Genomic DNA, 20186 nt, shown 5'->3' with positions numbered 1-20186 from the left:
ACACATCAGTGTCGGCAAAACAAGTGTTCACGGGTCTGAAAGTGCAGCGAGGGGTTCGCGGCCACCTGTGAAGATGACATAAATGGAGTTTTTGTCATGCCCAAGATGAAGACCAAGAAGGGCGCTGCAAAGCGCTTCAAGGTCCGGGCGAGCGGCAGCATCAAGCGTTCGCAGGCGTTCAAGCGCCACATCCTCACCAAGAAGACCACCAAGTCGAAGCGTCAGCTTCGCGGTACGACGGCGGTGCACGCCACGGACGACGCACGCGTCCGCAACATGTTGCCCTACGCATAAGGAGGCCGAACCATGCCGAGAGTGAAACGTGGCGTGACGGCACGTGCCCGTCATAAGAAAGTTCTTGACCAGGCCAAGGGTTACCGCGGCCGTCGCAACAGTGTCTACCGGATCGCCAAAGAAGCGGTGATGAAGGCGGGGCAATATGCCTACCGCGACCGTCGTCAACGCAAGCGTCAGTTCCGTTCGCTGTGGATCGTGCGTATCAACGCCGCCGCACGTGAACTGGGCATGACCTACTCCACGCTGATCAACGGCCTGAACAAGGCGTCGATCCAGGTGGACCGCAAGGTGCTGGCTGACCTCGCCGTGTTCGATAAGGCTGCGTTTGCAGCCATTGCGAACCAGGCCAAGGCCAAGCTCGCCGCCTGAGCGTCCCGTACGCAAAAAAAGGAGGCCAGGCCTCCTTTTTTTGTCCCTGAAATACCTGGGTAGAAGTCGATGAGTGATCTGGAAGCCCTTGTTTCGCAAGCTGAATCCGATTTTTCTGCCGCGGCCGACGCGGTCGTGCTCGAGCAGGTCAAGGCGCGCTACCTCGGCAAGTCGGGCAGCCTGACCGAACTGCTCAAGGGGCTCGGCAAGCTCGATCCCGAAGCGCGCAAGGAAGCGGGTGCGGCGATCAACGTCGCCAAGCAGAAGGTCGAGGCAGCGCTGGAAGCCCGCCGCGAAGCACTGCGCCGTGCGGCGCTCGAAGCGCGGCTCGCGGAAGAGGCGCTGGACGTCACGCTGCCCGGCCGCGGCCGCGGTCGTGGCGGTCTGCATCCGGTATCGCGCACGCTGGAGCGCATCGAGACCTTGTTCCGCGGCATCGGCTTCGACGTCGCCGACGGTCCCGAGATCGAAACCGACTTCCATAACTTCACCGCCTTGAACACGCCGGAAAACCACCCCGCGCGTTCGATGCATGACACCTTCTATCTGGAGGGTGCCAGCGACGTCATGCTGCGCACTCATACCAGCCCGATCCAGGTTCGCTACATGCAGGCGCACGTGGCGCGCCACGCCGGTGCCGACGTGATGCCGGAAATCCGCATCATTGCACCTGGGCGCGTCTACCGGGTCGACTCCGATGCGACGCATTCGCCGATGTTCCATCAGGTCGAAGGCCTGTGGGTCGGCGAATCGGTCAGCTTCGCCGACCTGAAGGGTGTGGTGAGCGACTTCCTGCATCGTTTCTTCGAAACCGATCAGCTGGACGTGCGCTTCCGCCCGTCCTTCTTCCCCTTCACCGAGCCGTCGGCGGAAATCGATGTCGCCTTCATGAGCGGGCCGCTGGCCGGGCGCTGGCTGGAGATCGCCGGCTGCGGCATGGTGCATCCGAACGTGCTGGGTCACTGCGGCATCGACGCCGAGCGTTACACCGGCTTCGCCTTTGGCTTCGGCCCGGATCGCCTGACCATGCTGCGCTATGGCATCAATGACCTGCGCCTGTTCTATGACGGCGACGTGCGCTTCCTGAGCCAGTTCCGCTGAGGTTTCACTGACATGCAATTCTCCGAAAAGTGGTTGCGCAGCTTTGTCGATCCGGAGATCGACACCGCCGCGCTGTCTCACCTGCTGACGATGGCCGGTCTCGAAGTCGAGGAACTGGATCCGGCGGCTGCCGCCTTCACCGGCGTCGTGGTTGCGGAAGTGCTGTCGGTGGCACCGCATCCGGACGCCGATCGCCTGCGCGTCTGCCAGGTCAATGCGGGTGGCGAGCCGCTGCAGATCGTCTGTGGTGCACCGAATGTCGCCGCTGGCATGAAGGTGCCCTGCGCTACCGTGGGTGCGAAGCTGCCGGGCATCGACATCAAGCGCGCCAAGCTGCGCGGTGTCGAAAGCAGCGGCATGCTGTGTTCGGCACGCGAACTGGGTATCTCGGAAGAAGCCTCCGGTCTGCTCGCGCTGCCGGCCGACGCGCCGGTGGGTACCAGCATCCGTGAATACCTCGATCTCGATGACAACGTGTTCGTCATCAAGCTCACGCCCAACCGGGCGGACTGCTTCGGCATGACCGGTATCGCCCGCGAGGTCGCCGCGCTGACCGGTGCGCCACTGAGCCTGCCGGCGATTGCAGCCGCGCCGGTGAGCATCGCCGACGTACTGCCGGTGAAGGTCGAGCACGCAGATCTGTGCGGTCGCTTTTCAGGTCGCGTCATCCGGGGCGTCAACGCCCGTGCGGCGACACCGGACTGGATGAAGCGCCGCCTGGAGCGCGCGGGCATGCGCTCGATTTCGGTGCTGGTCGACATTTCCAATTACGTGATGCTGGAAATGAACCGCCCGAACCACGTGTTCGATCTTGATCGCGTGCAGGGCGGCCTGCATGTGCGTTGGGCGAAGGCGGGCGAAAAGCTGGTGCTACTGAACGAACAGACCATCGAACTTACCACTGATTGCGGCGTGATTGCCGACGCCGCCGGTGTCGAGAGCTTCGCCGGCATCATGGGCGGCGCGTCGACCTCATGCACCGACGACACGCGCAATGTCTATGTCGAAGCTGCCTTCTGGCTGCCCGACGCGATCCAGGGCCGTGCCCGTCGTTACGCCTTCTCCAGCGAAGCGGCGCACCGTTTCGAGCGCGGTGTCGACTTCGCCGACACGGTGGCCGGCGTCGAGCGCGTCAGTCAGCTCATCCTTGAGTTGTGTGGCGGCCAGGCCGGTCCGGTCGATGACCAGATCACCGCACTGCCGTCGCGCGATCCGGTTCGGCTGCGTCCGGCCCGCGCGGCGCGCGTGCTCGGCATCCGTTTCAGCGACGACCAGATCGCCGCGCTGCTCGGCCGCCTCGGCCTTGCATTCACGCGCGACGGCGCTGATTTCATCGTGCAGCCGCCGAGCTGGCGCTTCGATCTGCGTATCGAAGAAGACCTGATCGAGGAACTGGCGCGTCTGCACGGCTACGACAACATCCCGACCGTGCCGCCGGTGGGGCGCCTGGCGATGCCGGTGCTGCCGGAAGCGCGTCGTGGTGCCTTTGCACTGCGTCACTTGCTGGCCGACCGCGACTACCAGGAGGTGATCAATTTCGCCTTCGTCGAACGTCGCTGGGAAAGCGACTTCGCCGGCAACGATGCGCCGGTCGTGCTCGCCAATCCGATCGCCAGCCAGATGTCGGTCATGCGCTCGACGCTGATCGGCGGTCTGGTCGACAACGTCGCCACCAACCGCCGTCGCCAGACCGAGCGCGTGCGTGTGTTCGAGATCGGCCGCTGTTTCGCGAAGGATGCCGGTGCCCAGCCGGTTGCCGGCTATGCACAGACGCTGCGTATCGCGGCGCTGGCCTGGGGCGGTGACAGCGCCGAGCAGTGGGGCGTCGCTACCCGTGCGGTCGACTTCTTCGACGTGAAGGCCGACGTCGAGGCGCTGCTGTGGCCGCGTCAGGCGACCTTCGCGGTGGCGCGTCATCCCGCTCTGCATCCGGGGCGATCTGCATCGGTCAGCCTCGACGGGCAGGTCATCGGCTGCATCGGAGAGCTGCACCCGGAACTGGTCCAGCGTTACGAGCTGGGTTCGGCGCCGGTGCTGTTCGAACTCGATCTCGAACCGCTGCTCGAAGTGCCGATGCCGGCACATCGCACGTTGTCGCGTCAGCCCTCGGTGCGTCGCGACATCGCGCTGCTGCTGCCGCGGACGACCGCCGCATCGGCTGTGCTCGACGGTCTGCGCAGCGTGGCGCCGGCCATCGTGCAGGACATTGCGCTGTTCGACCTGTATCAGGGCAAAGGCATTGCGGATACGGAAAAAAGCTTTGCTTTCCGTATACTTATGCAAGATACTGAACGTACTTTGGCGGACGCGGAAGTCGACGCGGCCGTGCATGAACTGGTGAGCTATGCACAGCGTGAGTTCGGGGCAAGGCTGCGCGCCTGAGGCGGCAGGGCGACAGAAGTTGAAGGGAGCCGCATGACCACACTGACCAAGGCCGAACTGGCGGAGATGCTGTTCGAACAGGTAGGGCTGAACAAGCGCGAAGCCAAAGATATGGTCGAAGCATTTTTTGACGAGATTCGCGACGCGCTCGAAAGCGGCGACGGCGTGAAGCTGTCGGGCTTCGGTAATTTCCAGCTGCGCGACAAGCCGCAGCGGCCCGGCCGCAACCCGAAAACCGGCGAAGAGATTCCGATCACGGCGCGTCGCGTCGTTACCTTTCATGCCAGTCAGAAACTGAAGTCGGCAGTCGAGGGCATCGCCTACGATGGAAACGACGAATAAGGAATCGCAGGCGCTGCCTGCAATTCCTGCCAAGCGCTATTTCACGATCGGCGAAGTCAGCGAACTGTGCGGCGTGAAGCCGCACGTGCTGCGCTACTGGGAACAGGAATTCACCCAGCTCAAGCCGGTGAAGCGGCGCGGCAACCGGCGCTACTACCAGCACCACGAAGTGCTGCTGGTGCGTCGCATCCGCCAGTTGCTGTACGAGGAAGGCTTCACCATCAGCGGGGCGCGCAACCGGCTCGACGATTCCGATCCGCGTGCGGCGGCAGCCGAAGCGGCACCGACTGGCGGAATCGACGTCGCCGCGCTGCGCAGCGAACTCGAAGCGCTGCGCGATCTGTTGAGCTGAACGGACTTCATTTTTAGTGCATCGCGGCCCCTCAAGCGGCAGTCCGCTGTTATACTTGCAGGCTGAGTCGGGGCGTAGCGCAGCCTGGTAGCGCACTTGCATGGGGTGCAAGGGGTCGCGAGTTCGAATCCCGCCGCCCCGACCATTAAATCAAGGACTTAGGCCACTTTTCGAAGTGGCCTTTTTCTTTTCTACGCGACTTTTACGCGACTCACGCCGCGGCAGTTCGCAGGATCGTCAGCGTCGGCGTCGTCCGGTTCGCGGTCGATACCTTATTCGCCTGCGCTATCAGGCCGTCGAGTTCGGCGGCCGAGTAGTGCGTGGTCACGCTGTCGGACTTGTGGCCCAGCAGCGCCTGACGATCTTCCTTCGGCACGCCCGCTGCACGCAGCCTGCGGCCGAAGGTGTGCTTCAGGTCATGCACGCGCAGCTTCTTGAAGCCCTGCCGCGCGGGTTTGCCGAACTCGGCCTGCCAGGCTTCGGCGGCCCTGTTGCGGGCGCTTCGCCAGGCTGTGGCGTTCATGCGGTGCATCGGTCCGCCCTCGTCGCCGTATGGGAACACCCATTCGTCGTCCAGGCCGCGCTGCCCATCGATCACGCCGCGTGCCACGTCGTTCAGCACCAGCACCCGGTATTCCCGGTTCTTGACGCCGGACTGCTCCGTTCGGCCGCCGAACTCCGGCGGCACGATGAACACGCTGGTCTGCAGCTCGGGCACCTTCACTTCCCAGTCCCAGCGCAGCTTGCACACCTCCTGCTCGCGCGCCCCCGAATTGACGTTGAACAGCGCCATCCGTTCGAGGTAGTCCGGCAGCTCGGCGAACAGCAGGCGCTGTTCGTCCCAGTCCATCGGGTACGGCTCGCGCGATCGGCCGCGCTCGGTTTCCATCGTGATCGCCGGCACGACATCGATCCACGGGCGCTTGTTGTTGTCGCGCCAGGTGCGTGCGCACAGATGCAGGATGCGCACGACGCGCTGCAGGGCGATGTTGATGGTGCGCGGTGACGATGGCTTCTTCGTCTTGCCGCTGGCCATCTTGCCGCCCTCGCGCATCCACTGGCGGAACGGCTCCAGTGCGTCGTCGTCGATGTGCGTCACCGGCAGTTCGCCGATGAAGGGGTCCAGCTGCTCCAGGTACGTGGCGGTGAGCCCGATTGACGGCATGTCCTGATTCTCCAGCAGATACCGCGTCGCGGCATCGCGCCAGGTCTTCACCTGCCGGACGCCGAAAAGCTTCTGCTGCCGGCGCTGGTCCAGCAGGTGAATCAGGATCTGCTCGGCTTCTTCGAGCGAACCAGTTCCAGTGCTCTTGTAAATCCGTTCTCCGTCGATGACCTTGTTGATGTGCCAGATGCCGTCCCTTTGCGTGAGGCCCGACATCCGTTTTCCCGTTCTCGCCATGGTTTTTTTGCTCCTGCTGTTGCATGGCGGCGCTCGCTCGCGGGCTCAGGATTGCCCGGGGGCGGCGCCTTGTCAATCGCGTGCCGGGCCACGTAGGCGTCGGCGAAGGCATCCAGTTCGTGCCGGTCGACCGCCTTGCCCTGCTTGCCGATCCGCACCACGCGCACGTGCGGCCGCACAGTCGCATTGAACACGCGACGGCACATGCCCAGGTAGGTGTGCGCTCGGCTGATGCGGATCAGGCGGGGCCAGGGTTCGGCCTTCGCCCGCGGTGGTTGCGCCGGCGGGCTGTCGTCGAGGGCGGGCAGGGCGGACATCAGACTTTCTCCGCGCTGCGCGCTTTGGTGGTCGTGATCTTCGCTTCCGCGATGGCCTCACGCAGAATGTTCTCCGCCTTGGCCAGCGCGACTTTCGTGTCCGGCTCTGACAGCAGCATCCGATAGCAGCGCTCGATGTCGCTCAGCAGCTTCTCGCGCCTCCTGCGCTCCGCATGCCACTGATCGAAGTAATCACGATGCTCGCGCTCCAGCACTTCCAGCCGATTGGCGGCGGCATCGATCAGTTCGCCCAGCGCGGTCGGGTCTGGCTGCTTGAGCCGCTTGTCTCCGCGACGCCAGCGGTTGTAGCGGCGCAGCCGGTCGGCCTGGGTCATCGCGTCACACCTCGCCACACATAATCGCCCTTGTCCTCCCGGATGGCCGGCTCGTTGTCTTGGCACGGGCAGGTGTAGCCGCTCAGCCGGTCAGCGACAGGGCGCCAGAAGTTGCGCACGCGCCCGCTCGGCACATGGTTATCCTCGGTGGCATCGAGCAGATCGAACTGGGCCAGTACCCACGATGCTTCGGCGGATGTGCAGCGCTGCCCCATCTTGCTCACGCTGATGTGATATTCCGGCCCCAGCTCCTCGCTACCCGGTTCGACCTCGGTTACCTCAACGGCCGAAATTACGAAAAGGCCATTGAGGTGCACCCAGGCTTCGGCCGGAAAGCCCATCGCTGCCAGTTGTGCGACGGCTTGCACTTGCTTCACGCGACGCCAGCCTTCGCCCGTTGGGCGTTTCGGTTTGATGATGGATTCGCTCAAGATCGCGTCTCCGGAAACTCGTCGTGTGTCCGGCCGTCGAGCAGGCGGCCGGCGGCCTTCTTGCCGACGCGAAGCATCTGTTCGGCCGTGGTGTCGCTTGATGTGGCGTAGTCGTCGAAGTTGCAGTGAATCTGCCGCGACGGCATGCCGGCGAAGATGCTGCCCTCTGGGAACGCGACGCCGCCGTTACTGAGCCGCCAATCGTCCGGTGTCGGACCGAACTCGCCCCACTGCTTGAACAGGAACGGCACGCCGGCTGCCGCACACTGGTCGCGCAAGTCGCGAGCCCAGTGCGGATGCATCGGCCGCGCGTGCGGGCCGCTCTCGCCGCCGCAGATGACCCAGTCCAGCGTGGACGTACCGCCGTCGACGTCATCGTCAGGGGCGCCGTCGTAGTAGAGCGAGTCGAACACATCGACGCCGACCTTCCGCGGCACCGTAATCGCTGTCAGGTCAATCGGCCCCAGCATCGGCTCGGCGCTGATCCAGCGCACGGCGGCCGGCGTATCGAGCAGCAGCGGAATCCGCTCGTCGGCCGCGGACTGATCCTCGATACTGACGCCGAGCCAAATGCGCGGGTGCGGCCCATCGTAATTCATCGTCTGATCCCAAATGCCATCGGGGTCGATGCCGCCGCCGTGATGCACGGCTGACCGCGCCCATGCTTCGCGCCGGTCGGTCCTGAAGTAGTCGCGCATGCGGTCGGCACGCTTCGTCAGCACCTGGAAAATATGGCCATCATGTTCGTTGCGGCCGTACAGGCACGCCCACATGACGCCGAACACGCTGTCGATGAAGTCATCGGGCACCGCCGGGTGGAACAGGTCGGACATGCTATTGACGAAGATCATCCGGCGTTTCGCCCAGCGGATAGGCTGGGCGAGCCGGTCGCCGTGCGTCAGAACGTCGGTGAAGTCGCGGCCTGAATAGGCCGGCACCAGCTTGGTCATGCGCGGCCATTCACGTTCGGCGTAGCAGTGCTTGCACCCCTGGCTGACCTTCGCGCACCCGGTAACAGGGTTCCAGGTTGCGTCGGTCCATTCGATTCCGGTCTTGTCAGACATGGAACACCTCCGCCTCACACACGAGCTGGTGAAACCGTCCGCTGAACGCGGCACGCGCGTGGTCGTGGTCCCAGGCCGACAGGGCGCCCTGCGGCTCGATGCCTTCGATGCAGTACCAGGGGTCATCGTGCGGCGCCATGAAATCGCGCTGCTCGGTCGCGAGCATGATGAGGTCGGCCTGCTTCACGACCGGCGGTAGTTCGGGCGGCAGGCCGAAGCGCGCGAACACGGCGGCCTCGATGCGCTTCTCGATCTGCCGATAGTCCGGCAGCAACTGCTTGAGCGGCCGCGTGACGTCGCCGATGTAGGCCTCCGCAGCGTCGTGCAGCAGCCCCGCCAGCGCGTGCTCGGGATGGCCCAGCTCGGCGACGAGGTAGGACACGTGCACGCTGTGCTGCGCGACGCTGTAGAAGGCGCGCGACTGCCCAGCGAAGCGGCAGACCTTCGACAGACCCTGCGCAATGTCTTCAATCTCGATGGTGTCCGGGTTGGGTTCAAGGAAGTTGAAGTAGTGGCCACTGTAGGTGAGGATGTCAGGGCGGGTCTTCATGCGGCACCTCCCTTCCGCGCCTCGCGGGTCTGCACCACCACGTCGTAGTTCCCCATTGCGAGCGGCTGTCGCGGCTCCGTCTCGATGGTCAGCACCACGCCCGCCCGCCTGGCTCGCTCGATCAGCACAGCGGCCTCGGTGGCGACGGCTGCGCTGGCTTTGGCGTATCCCTCCGGAAGCGGCTCGATCGCGCTCAGTGCGGCCCGGATGCGCGGGTGCGCTTCGAGCGTGTCGGCGTCCGGGTCCAGCAGTTCGTTGCGCGGGTCGAGCACGACGGCCATGCCCATGACCACGCGGAACAGCGATGCACTGCGGCCCAGGTTGATCAGGTACTCGCACACGCGCCGGCAGTGCTCGGGGTCATCGATGCAGAACGCCGTGACGCCAAGGGCGGCCTCGGCGATCTTCTGCGGCATGGTGGCGCCCCAGCGGCTGGACAACGCTTCCAGCGCGTTGGCCAGTTCCATCGCCATTTCGATATCGGCCTGCGAGGCCTTGGCCATCTTCATTGCGTCTTCTCCCGGTGTAGTTCGGCGGCACGCTTCGCTGCCTTCCGCTCGCGCTTGCGCTGGGCCTTTGCCAGTGCTGCCCAGTCATTCACGGATAGGCCCCTGGGTTTTGGCGCCGTGGTCCGCTCCGCCGGCCCATATACCAGCGCGTGACCTGATGCGATCGCGCCGATGATGGCCGCTGCATAGAGTCCGGTTCGTTTCACGGCTTCACCTCCTCGCGCAGGGCTGCTCATCGTGCTATTTCGTCCCTGTCGCAGCCTTGAATACGCAGACACAGGTCTGGGGTTGGGCAGTTCGGACACAGCCACGAAGTCTTCCTCGATGCCGCCTCGGCGCGATCCAGCCGCTCGATTTCGGCGATGATCAGAGCGCCGGCCTTGATCAACTCGCGGCGGCGGTCACCTGTCTTCGGCTCCCAGCCTTCTGGCAGGATCGCTGCGCCGAAACTGGCACCGTAGCCGGTGCTGCTGGCGTCCCAGTCTCGGGCGCCCGGCGGCATCGCGTAGAAGCAGGCCATTGCCGCAATCTCGTCGCAGACGTGCTCGTCATCATGATCAGGCGTCCAGCCCTCGGCGCTGATCTGGCGCTGGCGCTCGGCCAGCACGTCGGTCGCTGCCTGCGTCATCGGCACCTCTGCCGGGGCGGGCGCAGCGACGGTCGGCTGTCCTTCAACAAGCAGAGTGGCGCCCTCGTCCGGGTAGTCCGTGTATTCGCAGAGCAGACCGAACTTCACCACCCCGTCATCCATGCGGACGTTGCCCACACGCAAGGTGATCGGAGGGTGCACGCGGTCATCGTCCGGGCTGGTGAGGTGGTGCAGCAGCGCCGCTTCTGACTCGTCCAGATGCCACCCCTCCGGCACCGCTCCGCGCTGGATGCGCGCGAGCACGATGCCGCGCAGTTCGTCGGACGTGACCAGCATCGCCGCAGGCCAGTCCGCGGGGCTGTCTCTGTCAGGCAATTCAGCCACCTCGCGGACGATTGCATCGGCCAGCCGCTCCGCTTCCTTCTTGTAGTCGGCCCGCGCGCTCTCCGCGGCGTGGCCCTGGCAGGGGTTCGTCATGCAGTTCTCCTCAACGGTTCGATGCGCAGGTCGCCGCAGTTGGCGGCGATCAGGGCGGCGGCCGGGTGCGGGCTGACGCTGTTGCCGACCATGCGGACCTGCGCGGATTTGGGGAATCGGCGGCCGTCGTGGCCGACCTCGATCTGGTAGTCGGGCGGGAAGCCCTGGGCGCGGTAAAGCTCGCGCGGCGTGAGCATGCGCAGGCCGATATCGACGATCAGGTAGGGCGTGCCCTTCAGCACCACGGTGACCAGCGCGAGGCGGTCGCGCGTGGTGACGGTGTTCATGGGGTCGCGCATACCTCCCCACTGTCCGCCTTCGCTGTAGTACTGCATCAGGAACGCGGCCACGCGCAGCGCGCCGGCTTCGTGCTCGGGGCTCAGCGTGCAGGTGACGGCGGCGTGATGCTCACCGCCGGCCATGATGGTGCGCAGCGGCTCGGCGGCATCGCGTCCGTCGCAGTGCTGGCTCAGCTGGGCGAGGTGGGCGGCGACCACCTGCTGCTGGCTGCCGCTGTTGGTGATGGTGCTGACCGGCCGGCGCGGGTCGTGCCCGGGCGTTTCGTTGAATCCGCCGTTGGCCTGCATCAGGTAGGCGCAGGCGGCAGCGTGCTTGCCGGTGCCGACGATGGTGCCCAGCGGTTCGGTGATGTCGAGGCTGCGCGGCGCCTGGCCCTCGCGCTCGCCGTAGCCGGTCTGCACCAGGCTGGCAGCCATGAGGGCATACCCGCCCCCGCCGGATGCGGTAGCGGTGCCCAGTGGGTCGAGTGCGCTGCGCACGCCGCTGCCCCAGCGCTGCACGCCGCCCGGCTTGCCCTCACCGTGGGCGACCTGGACCAGCGAGGGCGCGCACACCGCGAACTCGCCGCGGTGCGCCGTAGTGATCGTGCGCAGCGGGTCGTGGATGTCGTGCACGCGGTCGCTGCCGTGGTGGGTGATGGGCACGATGAAGGGGTCCGCGCTGTCCAGCACGAAGCGCTGTATGCCGCGGGCGATGCGGCGCATCGTGGCGGGCGCCAGCGGTTTGGCGCGTTCGAAGATGCTCGGGCACGGTATCGACCAGTCAATGCACTCTGCCGCCGACACCCAGCGCTTCTGCCCGCGCGCCGGCTTCTTGAAGTGCGTCGGCTCGGGCCAGACGATGGGCTTGCCGTCGCAGCGGGCGACCATGAACAGCCGCTCGCGCGTGGTGCCGGCGCCGTAGTCGGCCGCGCACAGGATGCGCCACTCCACCACGTAGCCCATGGCCTGCAGGCTGCGCACGAAGGCGCGCCATGTGGTGCCCTCGCGCTTCTGGTCCGGCACCAGAAACTGGTCGCGGCGCGCGACGTGCTCGCCGGGCTCGGCGACGGTGCCGCAGCGCTTCAGCACGCGGCCGGTGGCCTTGTCGCGCTTCGCGACCAACGGCCCCCACTTCAGGATCTGCCGCACGTTCTCCAGCGTGATGATGCGCGGGCGCTTTTGCCCGCCCCAGCGGCAGCCGATCCACGTCAGCGCGCGGATGCGTTCGTCACGCGGCTGGCCGCCGGCCGCCTGGCTGTGGTGCGTGCAGTCAGGCGAAAGGTGCAGGTAACCGACCGGCCGGCCCTGCGTGGCGCCACGCGGGCACACCTCGAACACGTCCGCGACGAAGTGCCGGGTCTGCGGATGGTTCGCGCGGTGCATGCTCAGCGCGTCGTCGTTGTGGTTGATCGCGATGTCGGGCGAGCGGCCGAGCGCCTGTTCGCAGGCGGTGCTCAGGCCGCCACCACCGGCGAACAGATCCACGATCAGTTCGTCATCGAACAGCAGGCGGTGCTGGGGGTTCATGCCGTCACCTCGATGCTAGGTTTCGGCCCGCGCAGCGATTCGATCCACGCCGGGGCGTTCGCCTCGCCGTACTGGCGCACAGTCTCCGCCCACTCGGCGGCGAATTTCTCGTCTGCAGCATTCCGGCGTTGGCGCGCGGCGTGCTCGGCCGTGCTGGCGTCGTTCGCTTCTCTTGAGAGCGCTGCCAGCCGCGTCAGCCGGCCGGCGAGGTCGTGCATCTGGCGTTCGGTCAGTTGGCTCATGCCGCACCGTCCGGCGCGCCGTCGGCGATGGTGTAGTGCCGAGGCGTCTTGCCGGCGTGCTGTTCGCGCAGCTGGGCGACGATGGGTGTCAGCTGCTCCACCAGCGCGCGATAGCCAGACCCGTTGTAGGCACGGTCGTCGTGCAGCTTCCCGGCAGCCTTGGCGTCAACGATGATCGCGATGCAGGCGAGGGCGTTGGCCAAGTGCGGCACGCCGCTGTCTGGCGCCACCTCTTCACCCTCGAACCAGGCGTCGAGGTGCCGCTTCGCCGCGTCGACGTAGATCGATGCGCGCACCCCGGCGTCGCGCCAGTTCGTGCGGCCGTACTTCAGCATGCCTTCCGCGAAGGCGACGCAGCCCAGCGCAGTGGCGGTGGTCGGCCACAGGTGCAGCGGGAGCTTGTTGGTGCCGATCGCGTCCTTGGGATTGGTCGGTTTCGTGAAACCGAGTTGGTCCAGGCGGCTCTGCAACTCTTCCGCCTGCGCCTTGATGATCGAATCTTTGCTCATGCTCCACTCCGGCTGAACAGCAGAGAGAGGATTGAGCGCGCTTCCTTCTCTTGCTTCTGCTGCGGGACATGCGGCTCGGTCACGACGGGCTGCGTGTCGGGGATTCCCAGCATGCGGCAGCAGACCTCACGCACCTGGCGCGCGAGGTCTGGGCCCATATCGGCCCAATCCATGCAGTGCACCGCGCGCAGGGCTTCGTAGTCGCGCCCTGCGAGGTGTTCCTTTCGGCCGATGGTTGCCGCGACAGCATCCAGCGTGCAGATGTTGAAGTGCTTCTCCCGGAACATGCGGAGCACGGCCGCTGAAGCGGCGAGAGCCTGGAAGTCGGTGATCGGTGGTGTGGTCATGCTGCGCATTGCTCCTCGAACAGACCGAACTGCACGGGCTCGCGCGCGGCCTCGGGTTCGGTGGTGATGGGTATGGGGTGCTCTTCATCGGGCTGATGGCGCCGGCTCAGCCGCTGCGACCAGCCGAACATCACGTGCGCCGGCGTGTACCAGCGCTCGCGCTCTTCCAGCGTCAGGGTGTTGCCGGTGACGACCACGGCAGGCACGCCCAGCAGCGACAGCTGCACGTAGGTCATGCGGGCGGCCTTGGCGTCGATGTCTTGCGCGGTGGCGTGCATGCTCAGCGGCACGGCGATGTCCTGCTGCGCGAGGTATTCGGCCGCGGCGATGAGCATGGCGCCGCCGCCGGTGGCCGGGTCGAGCACGGTGATGAAGCCGTCGCGGTCGATGCGCTGGCGCGCGTCCTGCAGCGTCATCGCGGCCATCGCCTGGCACAGGTGGTAGGGCGTGAAGAACTGGCCGGCCCACTTGTTGCCCAGCTCCAGTTCCATGAACACGCTGCCCAGCACGTCGTCGTGGCCGCCGGTGTGGAAACAGAGTTGCAGCGCGCCCAACGCGTGCGCGAAGCGCTCGACTTCGTCAGCCCGGTACCGGCCGACGATGCGCAGGTATTCCGCTTCGCGCTCGTCGCGCTGGCGCAGGTCGACCGTGTTGCTCAGGGCGATGGCTGCCATGGCGACGAAGTCGGACCAGACGGACCACAGGTCGTGCCGGTGCGCGTTGGCGCGCAGGGCCTTCATCAGGTCTTTGCGGTGGGTGGCGGCGTTCATGACTTTGCGCCCATGACCTGAGCCTGCGCCACCATCCGCCGTTGCATTGCCAGCACGGCAAGCGATGCGCGCGCGATGTCGCTGTTGCGCGCACCTTCAAGCGCACGGAACACGATGGGGCATGAGGCGCGCAGGGCTGCCTCTCTGGTGGTGTTCACCTCGACCCGGCCGGTGCGGTCGGCGATGTCCATGATTTCGTTCAGCGTGCGGATCACGGCCGCTGCGTGCCGGTGAGCGACATCCCCGATCCGGCTTCGCGGTATCTCGCGCACCATGTAGGCGGCCGCGCCGATGCTGGCGACCTGGTCGCGGCCGAAGTTGTCGGTGCCCAGAAACTGCAGTGCGATGTAGTGCTCGGTTTCAAGCGACACGCAGTCACGTGCGCGACCGGGCAAGGCCGCAACGTGTTTGATGTGGGCGCCGCGCTTTCTCATCGTGCTGCCCTCGAACCGGCCGGGAGGTCGGCCCAGGCAATCACTGTTTGACGGCAGGGCCAGCCGGTGCAGTCGAACCACACATGCCCGTCGAAGTAGCCGGTGAAGGTGTCGGTTCCGCCCGACACCTCGGTCTCGATCAGCACCGTAGTGTCGGCATCCGGCAGGCTGCCGTCAGTGATCCAGGTGATGGTCTCGGTGATCATGCTCGTGCCCCCAGTAGCGCCGCCATCAGCGGCTCAAGGCGCGGCGGGCGTGCAGCCAGCCGGCGCGCCTTCATCCGGTTCAACTGGGCGGCGAACAGGTCGGGGTGAGCCGCGCGCCAGCGGCGCGTGCATTCCGCCTTGGTGATCGGCCTCGGCCGCGGCGCGTCCTTGCCCTCTCCCCAGGCATAGACCGGCGCCGGCATGCCGTTGCTGCTGTAGCGCCGCCACTCCGCGATATGGGTGAGGCCTTGGGCGTGCCAGCGCGTCAGCGTGAGGTGCGCAGCCGATCGGCAGATGCGCGCGTCAGATTCCCACACGTCGCGGGCGGTCAGGTGCTCGCCGCTCTGCAGGCGAGCGCGCGCGGCGGTCAGGGCGGGGCTCAGTGGGTAAGCCATGATCAGGCCTCGCCCGCAGCGGTTTCGGGGCCCGGCTTCTCCGCCGCGTCGGACACGCTCTTCAGCAGCAGGAAGTGCACCAGATACAGAGCGGCACACCAGTACCAGCCTGCGGACGCCATCGCGACGATTGCCGTCATGTCGATGGCAGCGTTCATCCACTTCGGGCATGGCATCCCTCTTCCGCGGACTGCCTCCACGGATGCGGAATGAATGTCCTTGTGCAGCACAACGAGCGTCAGCAGGCTCACCGCCATGCAGTAGAAGACGCTGATGTTCTCGGCCCACTGGCTGCCGTTCGCGATGGCGTGATAGAGGGCGAGCAGGAAGCCGCCGTTGAAGAAGCCATACTTCAGGCGGCGATACGCCATGCTCTCCGGCTTGTGTTCGTTGCTCACGATGCCGTGCCTTTCTGGCGGCCGTAGAGCCGCACGATGTACGGGTGCGCGCGCATCGCGCTGACGATGCCCAGCGGGCCGCCAGCGAGGTACGCGACGATCTGGATTCCTCCGGCATCCGGCGCGAGCTTGAACAGCACCAGGTTGCTGGCGCCGATGCAGAAGGAAGTGATGGAGGCGGCGGCGTAGTGGCCGCCGTTGACGTTCAGGCTCTGCAGCCCGAGCGCGAACACCAGCGCGTAGGTGCTGGCGAAAAGCCACGCGGCCGTGGCGAGGGTGTCCGCGCTCGGCATCACGATGCGAACGGGTTGCCGTTGATGATGGGCAGGCCGGTGCCTTCGGCGATCGCCTTCCAGACTTCCTTGGTGGCGTGCTCTATCACCTTGTGCGGGCGCTCCAGCTCGTACCACATGGAAAGCTGGCCGCCGTCGTTGATGCGGTAGCGCAGGCGCGCGTCGATCCGGTACTTGTCGCCGCCCTCGAACACGGGAATGGCGATGCCGAAGCGCTCCGGAATATCGATGGTGCCCTTGCCGGCCGTGCCCTTCGTCTCTTCGTTGAAGGTGAATTGCACGTCGCCGTTGTCCAGGCGCACGCCGCTGGAGAAGCTGACCGACTTCTTCGCCTCAAGGGTGCGGCTTACCGCCAGCACTTCGGCAGCGCTCGGGTCGACGATGTCCAGCAGGTTGTCTTCGATGAAGCGGGCGAAGTCGACCTGGGTCTTGACCTTGGCGTTGTGCAGCGGGTTGGTCCAGGTGAGCCATTCCGGGCTGAGCGGGCAGGCGTAGGTCGCCTTGTGCTCACGCCATGCGGCTACCGCTGGCACGTGGTCGTCGATTACGGCGATGAAGCTGGGTTTGTCGCCCATGCTGCCGTACAGCGACGTCGCGTCGGTCTTGTGCTTGTTGATGTAGGCGATGAAGCTGTCGGCCGCGTTGATGGCAACCGTCGCGCGGGTGCGCAAGGGGTTGAGCAGCGTGTCTTCGAGATTCTTGACACTGTGGTCGTCAGGGATGACCACAAACGGGATGTCACCGGAATTGACGCGCTTCGGCTCGCTGATCGCCATGCCGACCGTAGCGGCCAAGGCGACGACGTCTGCCACGGTTCCGCTCGGTGTATCTTGAGCTTGCATGAAGTTGACTCCGTGAAGTGGATGGATGGAAGGGCTTAGCCGGCGGCACGCACGTCGCGCACGGTCTTCTCCGGCTCGGCATCCACGCTGCGGATGCCTTCCAGTTCGCCCTGGCGCGGGTCGTTCGTCTGCAGGTTTCCGTCAGGCGTGGCGAAGAAGATCGAGACGCCGCGCTCGGGCTTCGGCATGCGCACGGTCACGTCGTCGAAAACTTCGATGTGGCCGCCCTTGCCGGGCTTCAGCTTCAGTTTCATCACCAGTTCGCCGGCGCGGCCGGTTTCGGTGCAGGCCTTGGTGAGCCGGTTCAATTCCTCGCTCAATTCATCGGCGAGGCCGCCGCGCCGGATCTTGCGCAGCGCGTCGTTGAAGGGACGTACGGGCATGGGTTACTCCTGGGTGGTGCGCAGCGGGTCGCGGCTGCGTGGCGCGGTGATCAGTGGGGCCGCGGCAGGGTGACGACGCGGAAGCGGCGTCCGCCATCGGGCAGAAGGAAGTCCATCCGACATGTGCAGAAAATGAAGTTGGGTGTCGGTTTGGTGATCGGCTCGCTGCCCTTCATCCCGACCTTCAGGTGAGGGGCGGTTACGAGTTGCTTCACGCGCTCGAGTGCCCGATCGTCATCGGGAAAGCCGTCGACAATCACGGTCTGCGGGGCTGACCTGATCACCTCGTCCAGCCCCAGCGGGTCACCGAAGGCGTCCACGTCGACTTCAAGGTAGGTTCCGTGCCGCTCTGCGATCTGTCGTGCGAGGGTGGTCTTTCCACTGCCTTGCTCGCCTATCAGCACCAGCGCTTCGCCGCGCCTCAACTCAATGTCCATGGGTCTCGATTCCTTTCGTTTCCCGCAGCAGTCCGTCCTGGAAGGGCAGGCCTCGCCGCTGCGGGGTTCTCGGCGCTGTTGCACATGCCGCTTGCGCGGCGCTCGTAACGGGGGCGGTGACCAGGGCAAACGACGGTCCCTTCACCTTCTGTTGCGCGGCTCCCCCTGGCAGGTACTGCCCGCGCGTCATGCCTTCACCAGCGGCTGACTGCACCGCCTCGCCCCCTCTCATGGATTCAGTTCAGTCGGTGCGAAACCCGTGCGGGTATCGCTTCCGGGCCTCTGCAACGATCTTGTCGATGCGCGCCACGCTGGACTGCTGCTCGTCGTTCGCCGTGGGTTTCTTCCAGCTTCCGGCCGCGTCGAACCGTTTCGCGACGGCCATGCGCAATGCGATCTGGATGTCCAGCGGAAGCAGGTCGGACGGCGTGGGTAGGTGCTCGATGCTCATTGCGTCCTCAGTTCTTCAGCGCGGCGGTCACGTCGACGGCGCCCTGCGACATCACGATGTCCGCTATCGCCTGCCACGCCGACGCAGGCAGCCACACGCCGGGGCGCTCGCCGTCCAGATCCGTGCAGGGCTCGCCGCCCACGGTGGTGAGCAGCGCGGCGCGGTAGCGGTCGCGATCCATGCCGGCGTTCATCGCAGCCATTCCCGGTTCGGTTCCTGCGCCATCGACCGGCGGGCTACGTTCGTCTGCCGCGTGTGAGGCGGGCGCGGCTGCCGCCTGCGCTCGATCAGGCCGCGGCGCGCCTCGTCCTGCAGGTCGCGGCCTTGGAAGTGCAGGTTTGTTTCGTCGCGGCGGTCGCCGGCCCATGCGGCGCCGATCACCCAGCCGATCGCAGCTGCGACCAGCAGCAGCACCAGCACCTGAAAGAGGTTGAAGTTCAGCGGTTCGAAGAGCACGGCGTTCATACGGTCGCCCTCGCCAGTCGGGCCACGGTGCGGCGGCGCTCGATGCCCGCCAGTTCGCGTTCCGCGTCGTCGATCCGGCTCTGTGCGTCGGCGCGCTTGGCCTTCGCGTCGCGCTCAAGGTCGCGGTAGTGGCGGACTTCGCGTTGTGCCTGCTCGCGTCGTGCGGTCTGACGGGTGATCGTGTATCGCAGCAGCGCTGCGCGCAGTGTCTTCAGCACGGTGCGCCCTCCCTCTGGTAGTAGTCGCTGGGCGACAGGCGCCCCATGGATACGGCGGCATCGGTGCGCACGTCGGGTGCCATCCGGCCGCCAGCCCGCACCGGCACAATCGTTGCGCGCGGGTAGCTCAACGGAATGAAGGGGTAGCCGCCGCCACTGGCCGCGATGCGGCGCGCGTCGATGGCGCGCCAGCGCGTGGTGTCGTAGCCGCTGGTGCGGCGCTCGTTGCGGTCTGTCGTGCTGCACACGGCCTTCGATGCAGCGAGTTCGACACACAGTGACAGCGTCGCCTGCGGCGTGAGGTTGATGACCTTGGCCAACTGGCGGGTGGTGATGCCGGGCCGCTCGCTGATGACGCTGCGTGCCTGGCGCAGGTTGTCCGCACGGTTGCGCGGCGGGGTGCGTGTGCTGGTGCTCATGCCGTCACCTGCGCCGCCGGTTCCGGGGGCAGCAGCACGATGCTGCCGTCGGTGGTGATGCCAACGTGCGCCGGCGGGTCCATGTCGCCCTGCAGGCGATTGACGAGGTCGTGCCACATGTCGGCCCGGCTGTCGGCGTCAATCGCCTCGTTTTGCAGGCGCTCGACCTGCGCCTCCAGTTCGTCGATGCGCGCCGCCTGCTCTGCGCTGTGCGCCCGCAGGTGCTCCAGCAACTGGTCGTCGAGGCGGCGCATGATCAGCCGCAGTGCGATATCCATTCCCCAGCCTCCTAAATCAGTTCGATCTGTACGGTGACCGTCTGTCCGGAGCGCGCGGCCTGCTTGTGTCGGGCCCGCACCATCATGGTCAGGCACTGCCAGACGAGGCCGCACTGCTGCGCGCGCTCGAATGTCCAGCCCTGGCGCCACAGACCGCTGTCGCGGAATGCCTGGCGCATTTCCATGTTGGTGACGCTGCCCGTGTCCATGGCGGCGCGGTCCGGTGCGGGTCAGTGGGTGGCCCGGTCGCCGGGGCCGTCGGCCTCGGTGAGCGTGATGTCGACGGAGACGGTCGACACGGTGGGGAACGTGTCGCCGCAGCTGCAGGTGCTGCAGCGGCCCCGATGCAGTTGCGCCAGCTTGCTGCCCAGCTCGACTGTCTCGCTCTCGGTCAGCGCATTGTTCGAAGGCAGTTCCAACGACCATTCGGTATCGCTGACGCAGGTGAGCACCACCGTGCGGCCGGTGCTGAGGGTCACGTGGACCTTGCCGGGCTGGTCGGGGGGCGGTGCCTTGTTGGCGTTCGATTCGGCGATGACGGCATCGGCTTTCGACGCGATCGATTCCAGGATCTGGGAAAGCTCCAGCGCGGACACTGCTCCGCGCCGGCAGCTTTGGGCGACCTCGGCCTGGTGCTTCAGGACTTCGTCCGGCACGTTGCGGGTCATGCCGGCAAAGCGGCACGTCAGATCCAGCAACTGCTGGGCGCACTTGGCTTCTTTGACGAGTGTTTTGATCTGCTTTTCCATCGCTTGCTCCTCGTTGTCTGGTGGG

35 protein-coding genes and 1 tRNA gene are annotated in these 20186 nt (G+C 66.1%); 7 read left to right on the top strand and 29 right to left on the bottom strand.

What is annotated here, in order from left to right; translation table 11 throughout:
- Positions 1-96: 96 nt before the first annotated feature.
- The 7 genes from rpmI (at position 97) to METFAM1_RS0108010 (ending at position 4988) form a co-directional block, all read left to right on the top strand.
- A complete protein-coding gene (rpmI, locus tag METFAM1_RS0108040; protein ID WP_019919094.1) occupies positions 97-294 on the top strand; it encodes a 50S ribosomal protein L35 in 198 nt (65 codons plus the stop codon).
- Positions 295-306: 12 nt separating this feature from the next.
- Positions 307-666 carry a 50S ribosomal protein L20 gene (rplT, locus tag METFAM1_RS0108035; RefSeq protein ID WP_024300567.1) on the top strand — a complete coding sequence of 120 codons (360 nt, stop codon included), beginning with the start codon at positions 307-309 and terminating at the stop codon, positions 664-666.
- A gap of 69 nt (positions 667-735) precedes the next feature.
- The gene (gene pheS, locus METFAM1_RS0108030; protein ID WP_019919092.1) at positions 736-1767 is read left to right on the top strand and encodes a phenylalanine--tRNA ligase subunit alpha; all 1032 of its coding nucleotides are present in this window, start codon (positions 736-738) and stop codon (positions 1765-1767) included.
- Positions 1768-1779: 12 nt separating this feature from the next.
- Complete coding sequence (gene pheT / locus METFAM1_RS0108025; RefSeq protein WP_019919091.1) at positions 1780-4149, top strand: phenylalanine--tRNA ligase subunit beta; 2370 nt, start codon at positions 1780-1782, stop codon at positions 4147-4149.
- 33 nt (positions 4150-4182) lie between these two features.
- A complete protein-coding gene (locus METFAM1_RS0108020; RefSeq protein WP_008062640.1) occupies positions 4183-4491 on the top strand; it encodes an integration host factor subunit alpha in 309 nt (102 codons plus the stop codon).
- Positions 4475-4843 (top strand): MerR family transcriptional regulator, encoded by a 369-nt coding sequence (locus tag METFAM1_RS0108015; protein WP_019919090.1) that lies wholly within the window; start codon positions 4475-4477, stop codon positions 4841-4843. The genes METFAM1_RS0108020 and METFAM1_RS0108015 overlap by 17 nt, the downstream gene beginning before the upstream one ends.
- 68 nt (positions 4844-4911) lie before the next feature.
- Positions 4912-4988: transfer RNA gene (locus METFAM1_RS0108010), tRNA-Pro, on the top strand.
- Positions 4989-5054: 66 nt separating this feature from the next.
- On the opposite strand, the gene METFAM1_RS0108005 is transcribed toward METFAM1_RS0108010, so the two are convergent.
- The 29 genes from METFAM1_RS0108005 to METFAM1_RS0107870 form a co-directional block, all read right to left on the bottom strand.
- A complete protein-coding gene (locus METFAM1_RS0108005) occupies positions 5055-6224 on the bottom strand; it encodes a tyrosine-type recombinase/integrase (protein WP_019919089.1) in 1170 nt (389 codons plus the stop codon).
- Positions 6110-6562 (bottom strand): hypothetical protein, encoded by a 453-nt coding sequence (locus tag METFAM1_RS20575; RefSeq protein WP_198291421.1) that lies wholly within the window; start codon positions 6560-6562, stop codon positions 6110-6112. Before METFAM1_RS20575 ends, METFAM1_RS0108005 begins: the two co-directional genes overlap by 115 nt.
- Positions 6562-6897: a hypothetical protein gene (locus tag METFAM1_RS0108000; protein ID WP_019919088.1), complete on the bottom strand. Its 336-nt coding sequence runs from the start codon at positions 6895-6897 to the stop codon at positions 6562-6564. Before METFAM1_RS0108000 ends, METFAM1_RS20575 begins: the two co-directional genes overlap by 1 nt.
- Positions 6894-7328, bottom strand: a complete 435-nt coding sequence (locus METFAM1_RS0107995) for a hypothetical protein (protein WP_019919087.1) — start codon at positions 7326-7328, stop codon at positions 6894-6896. The genes METFAM1_RS0108000 and METFAM1_RS0107995 overlap by 4 nt, the downstream gene beginning before the upstream one ends.
- Positions 7325-8392: a DUF5131 family protein gene (locus METFAM1_RS0107990; RefSeq protein ID WP_019919086.1), complete on the bottom strand. Its 1068-nt coding sequence runs from the start codon at positions 8390-8392 to the stop codon at positions 7325-7327. The genes METFAM1_RS0107995 and METFAM1_RS0107990 overlap by 4 nt, the downstream gene beginning before the upstream one ends.
- Positions 8385-8942 (bottom strand): hypothetical protein, encoded by a 558-nt coding sequence (locus tag METFAM1_RS0107985; RefSeq protein ID WP_019919085.1) that lies wholly within the window; start codon positions 8940-8942, stop codon positions 8385-8387. Before METFAM1_RS0107985 ends, METFAM1_RS0107990 begins: the two co-directional genes overlap by 8 nt.
- On the bottom strand, positions 8939-9451 hold the full coding sequence (locus METFAM1_RS20160; RefSeq protein WP_019919084.1) for a hypothetical protein: 513 nt from the start codon (positions 9449-9451) through the stop codon (positions 8939-8941). Before METFAM1_RS20160 ends, METFAM1_RS0107985 begins: the two co-directional genes overlap by 4 nt.
- A 232-nt stretch (positions 9452-9683) precedes the next feature.
- Positions 9684-10517 (bottom strand): hypothetical protein, encoded by an 834-nt coding sequence (locus METFAM1_RS20355; RefSeq protein WP_019919083.1) that lies wholly within the window; start codon positions 10515-10517, stop codon positions 9684-9686.
- The gene (locus METFAM1_RS0107970; protein ID WP_019919082.1) at positions 10514-12325 is read right to left on the bottom strand and encodes a DNA cytosine methyltransferase; all 1812 of its coding nucleotides are present in this window, start codon (positions 12323-12325) and stop codon (positions 10514-10516) included. Before METFAM1_RS0107970 ends, METFAM1_RS20355 begins: the two co-directional genes overlap by 4 nt.
- Positions 12322-12567 (bottom strand): hypothetical protein, encoded by a 246-nt coding sequence (locus METFAM1_RS0107965; protein ID WP_019919081.1) that lies wholly within the window; start codon positions 12565-12567, stop codon positions 12322-12324. Before METFAM1_RS0107965 ends, METFAM1_RS0107970 begins: the two co-directional genes overlap by 4 nt.
- Entirely contained in the window at positions 12564-13076 is a 513-nt protein-coding gene (locus METFAM1_RS20155; RefSeq protein WP_019919080.1) for a dATP/dGTP diphosphohydrolase domain-containing protein, read from the bottom strand. The genes METFAM1_RS0107965 and METFAM1_RS20155 overlap by 4 nt, the downstream gene beginning before the upstream one ends.
- Entirely contained in the window at positions 13073-13423 is a 351-nt protein-coding gene (locus METFAM1_RS21020) for a hypothetical protein (RefSeq protein WP_029644327.1), read from the bottom strand. The genes METFAM1_RS20155 and METFAM1_RS21020 overlap by 4 nt, the downstream gene beginning before the upstream one ends.
- Positions 13420-14193: an N-6 DNA methylase gene (locus tag METFAM1_RS0107950; RefSeq protein WP_019919078.1), complete on the bottom strand. Its 774-nt coding sequence runs from the start codon at positions 14191-14193 to the stop codon at positions 13420-13422. The genes METFAM1_RS21020 and METFAM1_RS0107950 overlap by 4 nt, the downstream gene beginning before the upstream one ends.
- Entirely contained in the window at positions 14190-14627 is a 438-nt protein-coding gene (locus METFAM1_RS0107945) for a hypothetical protein (protein WP_019919077.1), read from the bottom strand. The genes METFAM1_RS0107950 and METFAM1_RS0107945 overlap by 4 nt, the downstream gene beginning before the upstream one ends.
- Positions 14624-14833: a hypothetical protein gene (locus METFAM1_RS0107940; protein ID WP_019919076.1), complete on the bottom strand. Its 210-nt coding sequence runs from the start codon at positions 14831-14833 to the stop codon at positions 14624-14626. Before METFAM1_RS0107940 ends, METFAM1_RS0107945 begins: the two co-directional genes overlap by 4 nt.
- Positions 14830-15228 carry a hypothetical protein gene (locus METFAM1_RS0107935; protein WP_019919075.1) on the bottom strand — a complete coding sequence of 133 codons (399 nt, stop codon included), beginning with the start codon at positions 15226-15228 and terminating at the stop codon, positions 14830-14832. The genes METFAM1_RS0107940 and METFAM1_RS0107935 overlap by 4 nt, the downstream gene beginning before the upstream one ends.
- Before the next feature lie 2 nt (positions 15229-15230).
- Positions 15231-15626: a hypothetical protein gene (locus METFAM1_RS0107930; RefSeq protein WP_019919074.1), complete on the bottom strand. Its 396-nt coding sequence runs from the start codon at positions 15624-15626 to the stop codon at positions 15231-15233.
- Positions 15623-15919, bottom strand: a complete 297-nt coding sequence (locus tag METFAM1_RS0107925) for a hypothetical protein (protein WP_019919073.1) — start codon at positions 15917-15919, stop codon at positions 15623-15625. Before METFAM1_RS0107925 ends, METFAM1_RS0107930 begins: the two co-directional genes overlap by 4 nt.
- Complete coding sequence (locus tag METFAM1_RS0107920; RefSeq protein ID WP_029644324.1) at positions 15919-16761, bottom strand: DUF2303 family protein; 843 nt, start codon at positions 16759-16761, stop codon at positions 15919-15921. The genes METFAM1_RS0107925 and METFAM1_RS0107920 overlap by 1 nt, the downstream gene beginning before the upstream one ends.
- 35 nt (positions 16762-16796) lie before the next feature.
- Positions 16797-17144, bottom strand: coding sequence for a YfdP family phage-associated protein (locus METFAM1_RS0107915; RefSeq protein ID WP_019919071.1), 348 nt, complete (start codon positions 17142-17144; stop codon positions 16797-16799).
- 50 nt (positions 17145-17194) lie between these two features.
- On the bottom strand, positions 17195-17581 hold the full coding sequence (locus tag METFAM1_RS0107910; RefSeq protein WP_019919070.1) for a primase-helicase family protein: 387 nt from the start codon (positions 17579-17581) through the stop codon (positions 17195-17197).
- Positions 17582-17822: 241 nt separating this feature from the next.
- A complete protein-coding gene (locus tag METFAM1_RS0107905; protein WP_019919069.1) occupies positions 17823-18032 on the bottom strand; it encodes a hypothetical protein in 210 nt (69 codons plus the stop codon).
- A 7-nt stretch (positions 18033-18039) separates the two neighbouring features.
- Positions 18040-18234 carry a hypothetical protein gene (locus METFAM1_RS0107900; RefSeq protein ID WP_019919068.1) on the bottom strand — a complete coding sequence of 65 codons (195 nt, stop codon included), beginning with the start codon at positions 18232-18234 and terminating at the stop codon, positions 18040-18042.
- Positions 18222-18497 (bottom strand): hypothetical protein, encoded by a 276-nt coding sequence (locus tag METFAM1_RS0107895; RefSeq protein ID WP_019919067.1) that lies wholly within the window; start codon positions 18495-18497, stop codon positions 18222-18224. The genes METFAM1_RS0107900 and METFAM1_RS0107895 overlap by 13 nt, the downstream gene beginning before the upstream one ends.
- Complete coding sequence (locus METFAM1_RS0107890; RefSeq protein ID WP_019919066.1) at positions 18494-18715, bottom strand: hypothetical protein; 222 nt, start codon at positions 18713-18715, stop codon at positions 18494-18496. The genes METFAM1_RS0107895 and METFAM1_RS0107890 overlap by 4 nt, the downstream gene beginning before the upstream one ends.
- A complete protein-coding gene (locus tag METFAM1_RS0107885) occupies positions 18709-19134 on the bottom strand; it encodes a hypothetical protein (RefSeq protein ID WP_019919065.1) in 426 nt (141 codons plus the stop codon). Before METFAM1_RS0107885 ends, METFAM1_RS0107890 begins: the two co-directional genes overlap by 7 nt.
- On the bottom strand, positions 19131-19412 hold the full coding sequence (locus METFAM1_RS0107880) for a hypothetical protein (protein ID WP_019919064.1): 282 nt from the start codon (positions 19410-19412) through the stop codon (positions 19131-19133). The genes METFAM1_RS0107885 and METFAM1_RS0107880 overlap by 4 nt, the downstream gene beginning before the upstream one ends.
- Positions 19413-19423: 11 nt before the next feature.
- On the bottom strand, positions 19424-19621 hold the full coding sequence (locus tag METFAM1_RS0107875; RefSeq protein WP_019919063.1) for a hypothetical protein: 198 nt from the start codon (positions 19619-19621) through the stop codon (positions 19424-19426).
- A gap of 21 nt (positions 19622-19642) precedes the next feature.
- Positions 19643-20161, bottom strand: coding sequence for a hypothetical protein (locus METFAM1_RS0107870; RefSeq protein ID WP_019919062.1), 519 nt, complete (start codon positions 20159-20161; stop codon positions 19643-19645).
- Positions 20162-20186 lie beyond the last annotated feature (25 nt).

This window comes from Methyloversatilis discipulorum (assembly GCF_000527135.1).
Taxonomy (GTDB): Bacteria; Pseudomonadota; Gammaproteobacteria; order Burkholderiales; family Rhodocyclaceae; genus Methyloversatilis; species Methyloversatilis discipulorum.
Note: the sequence above shows the minus strand (reverse complement) of the source record. Positions and strands in the feature narration are given on the sequence as shown.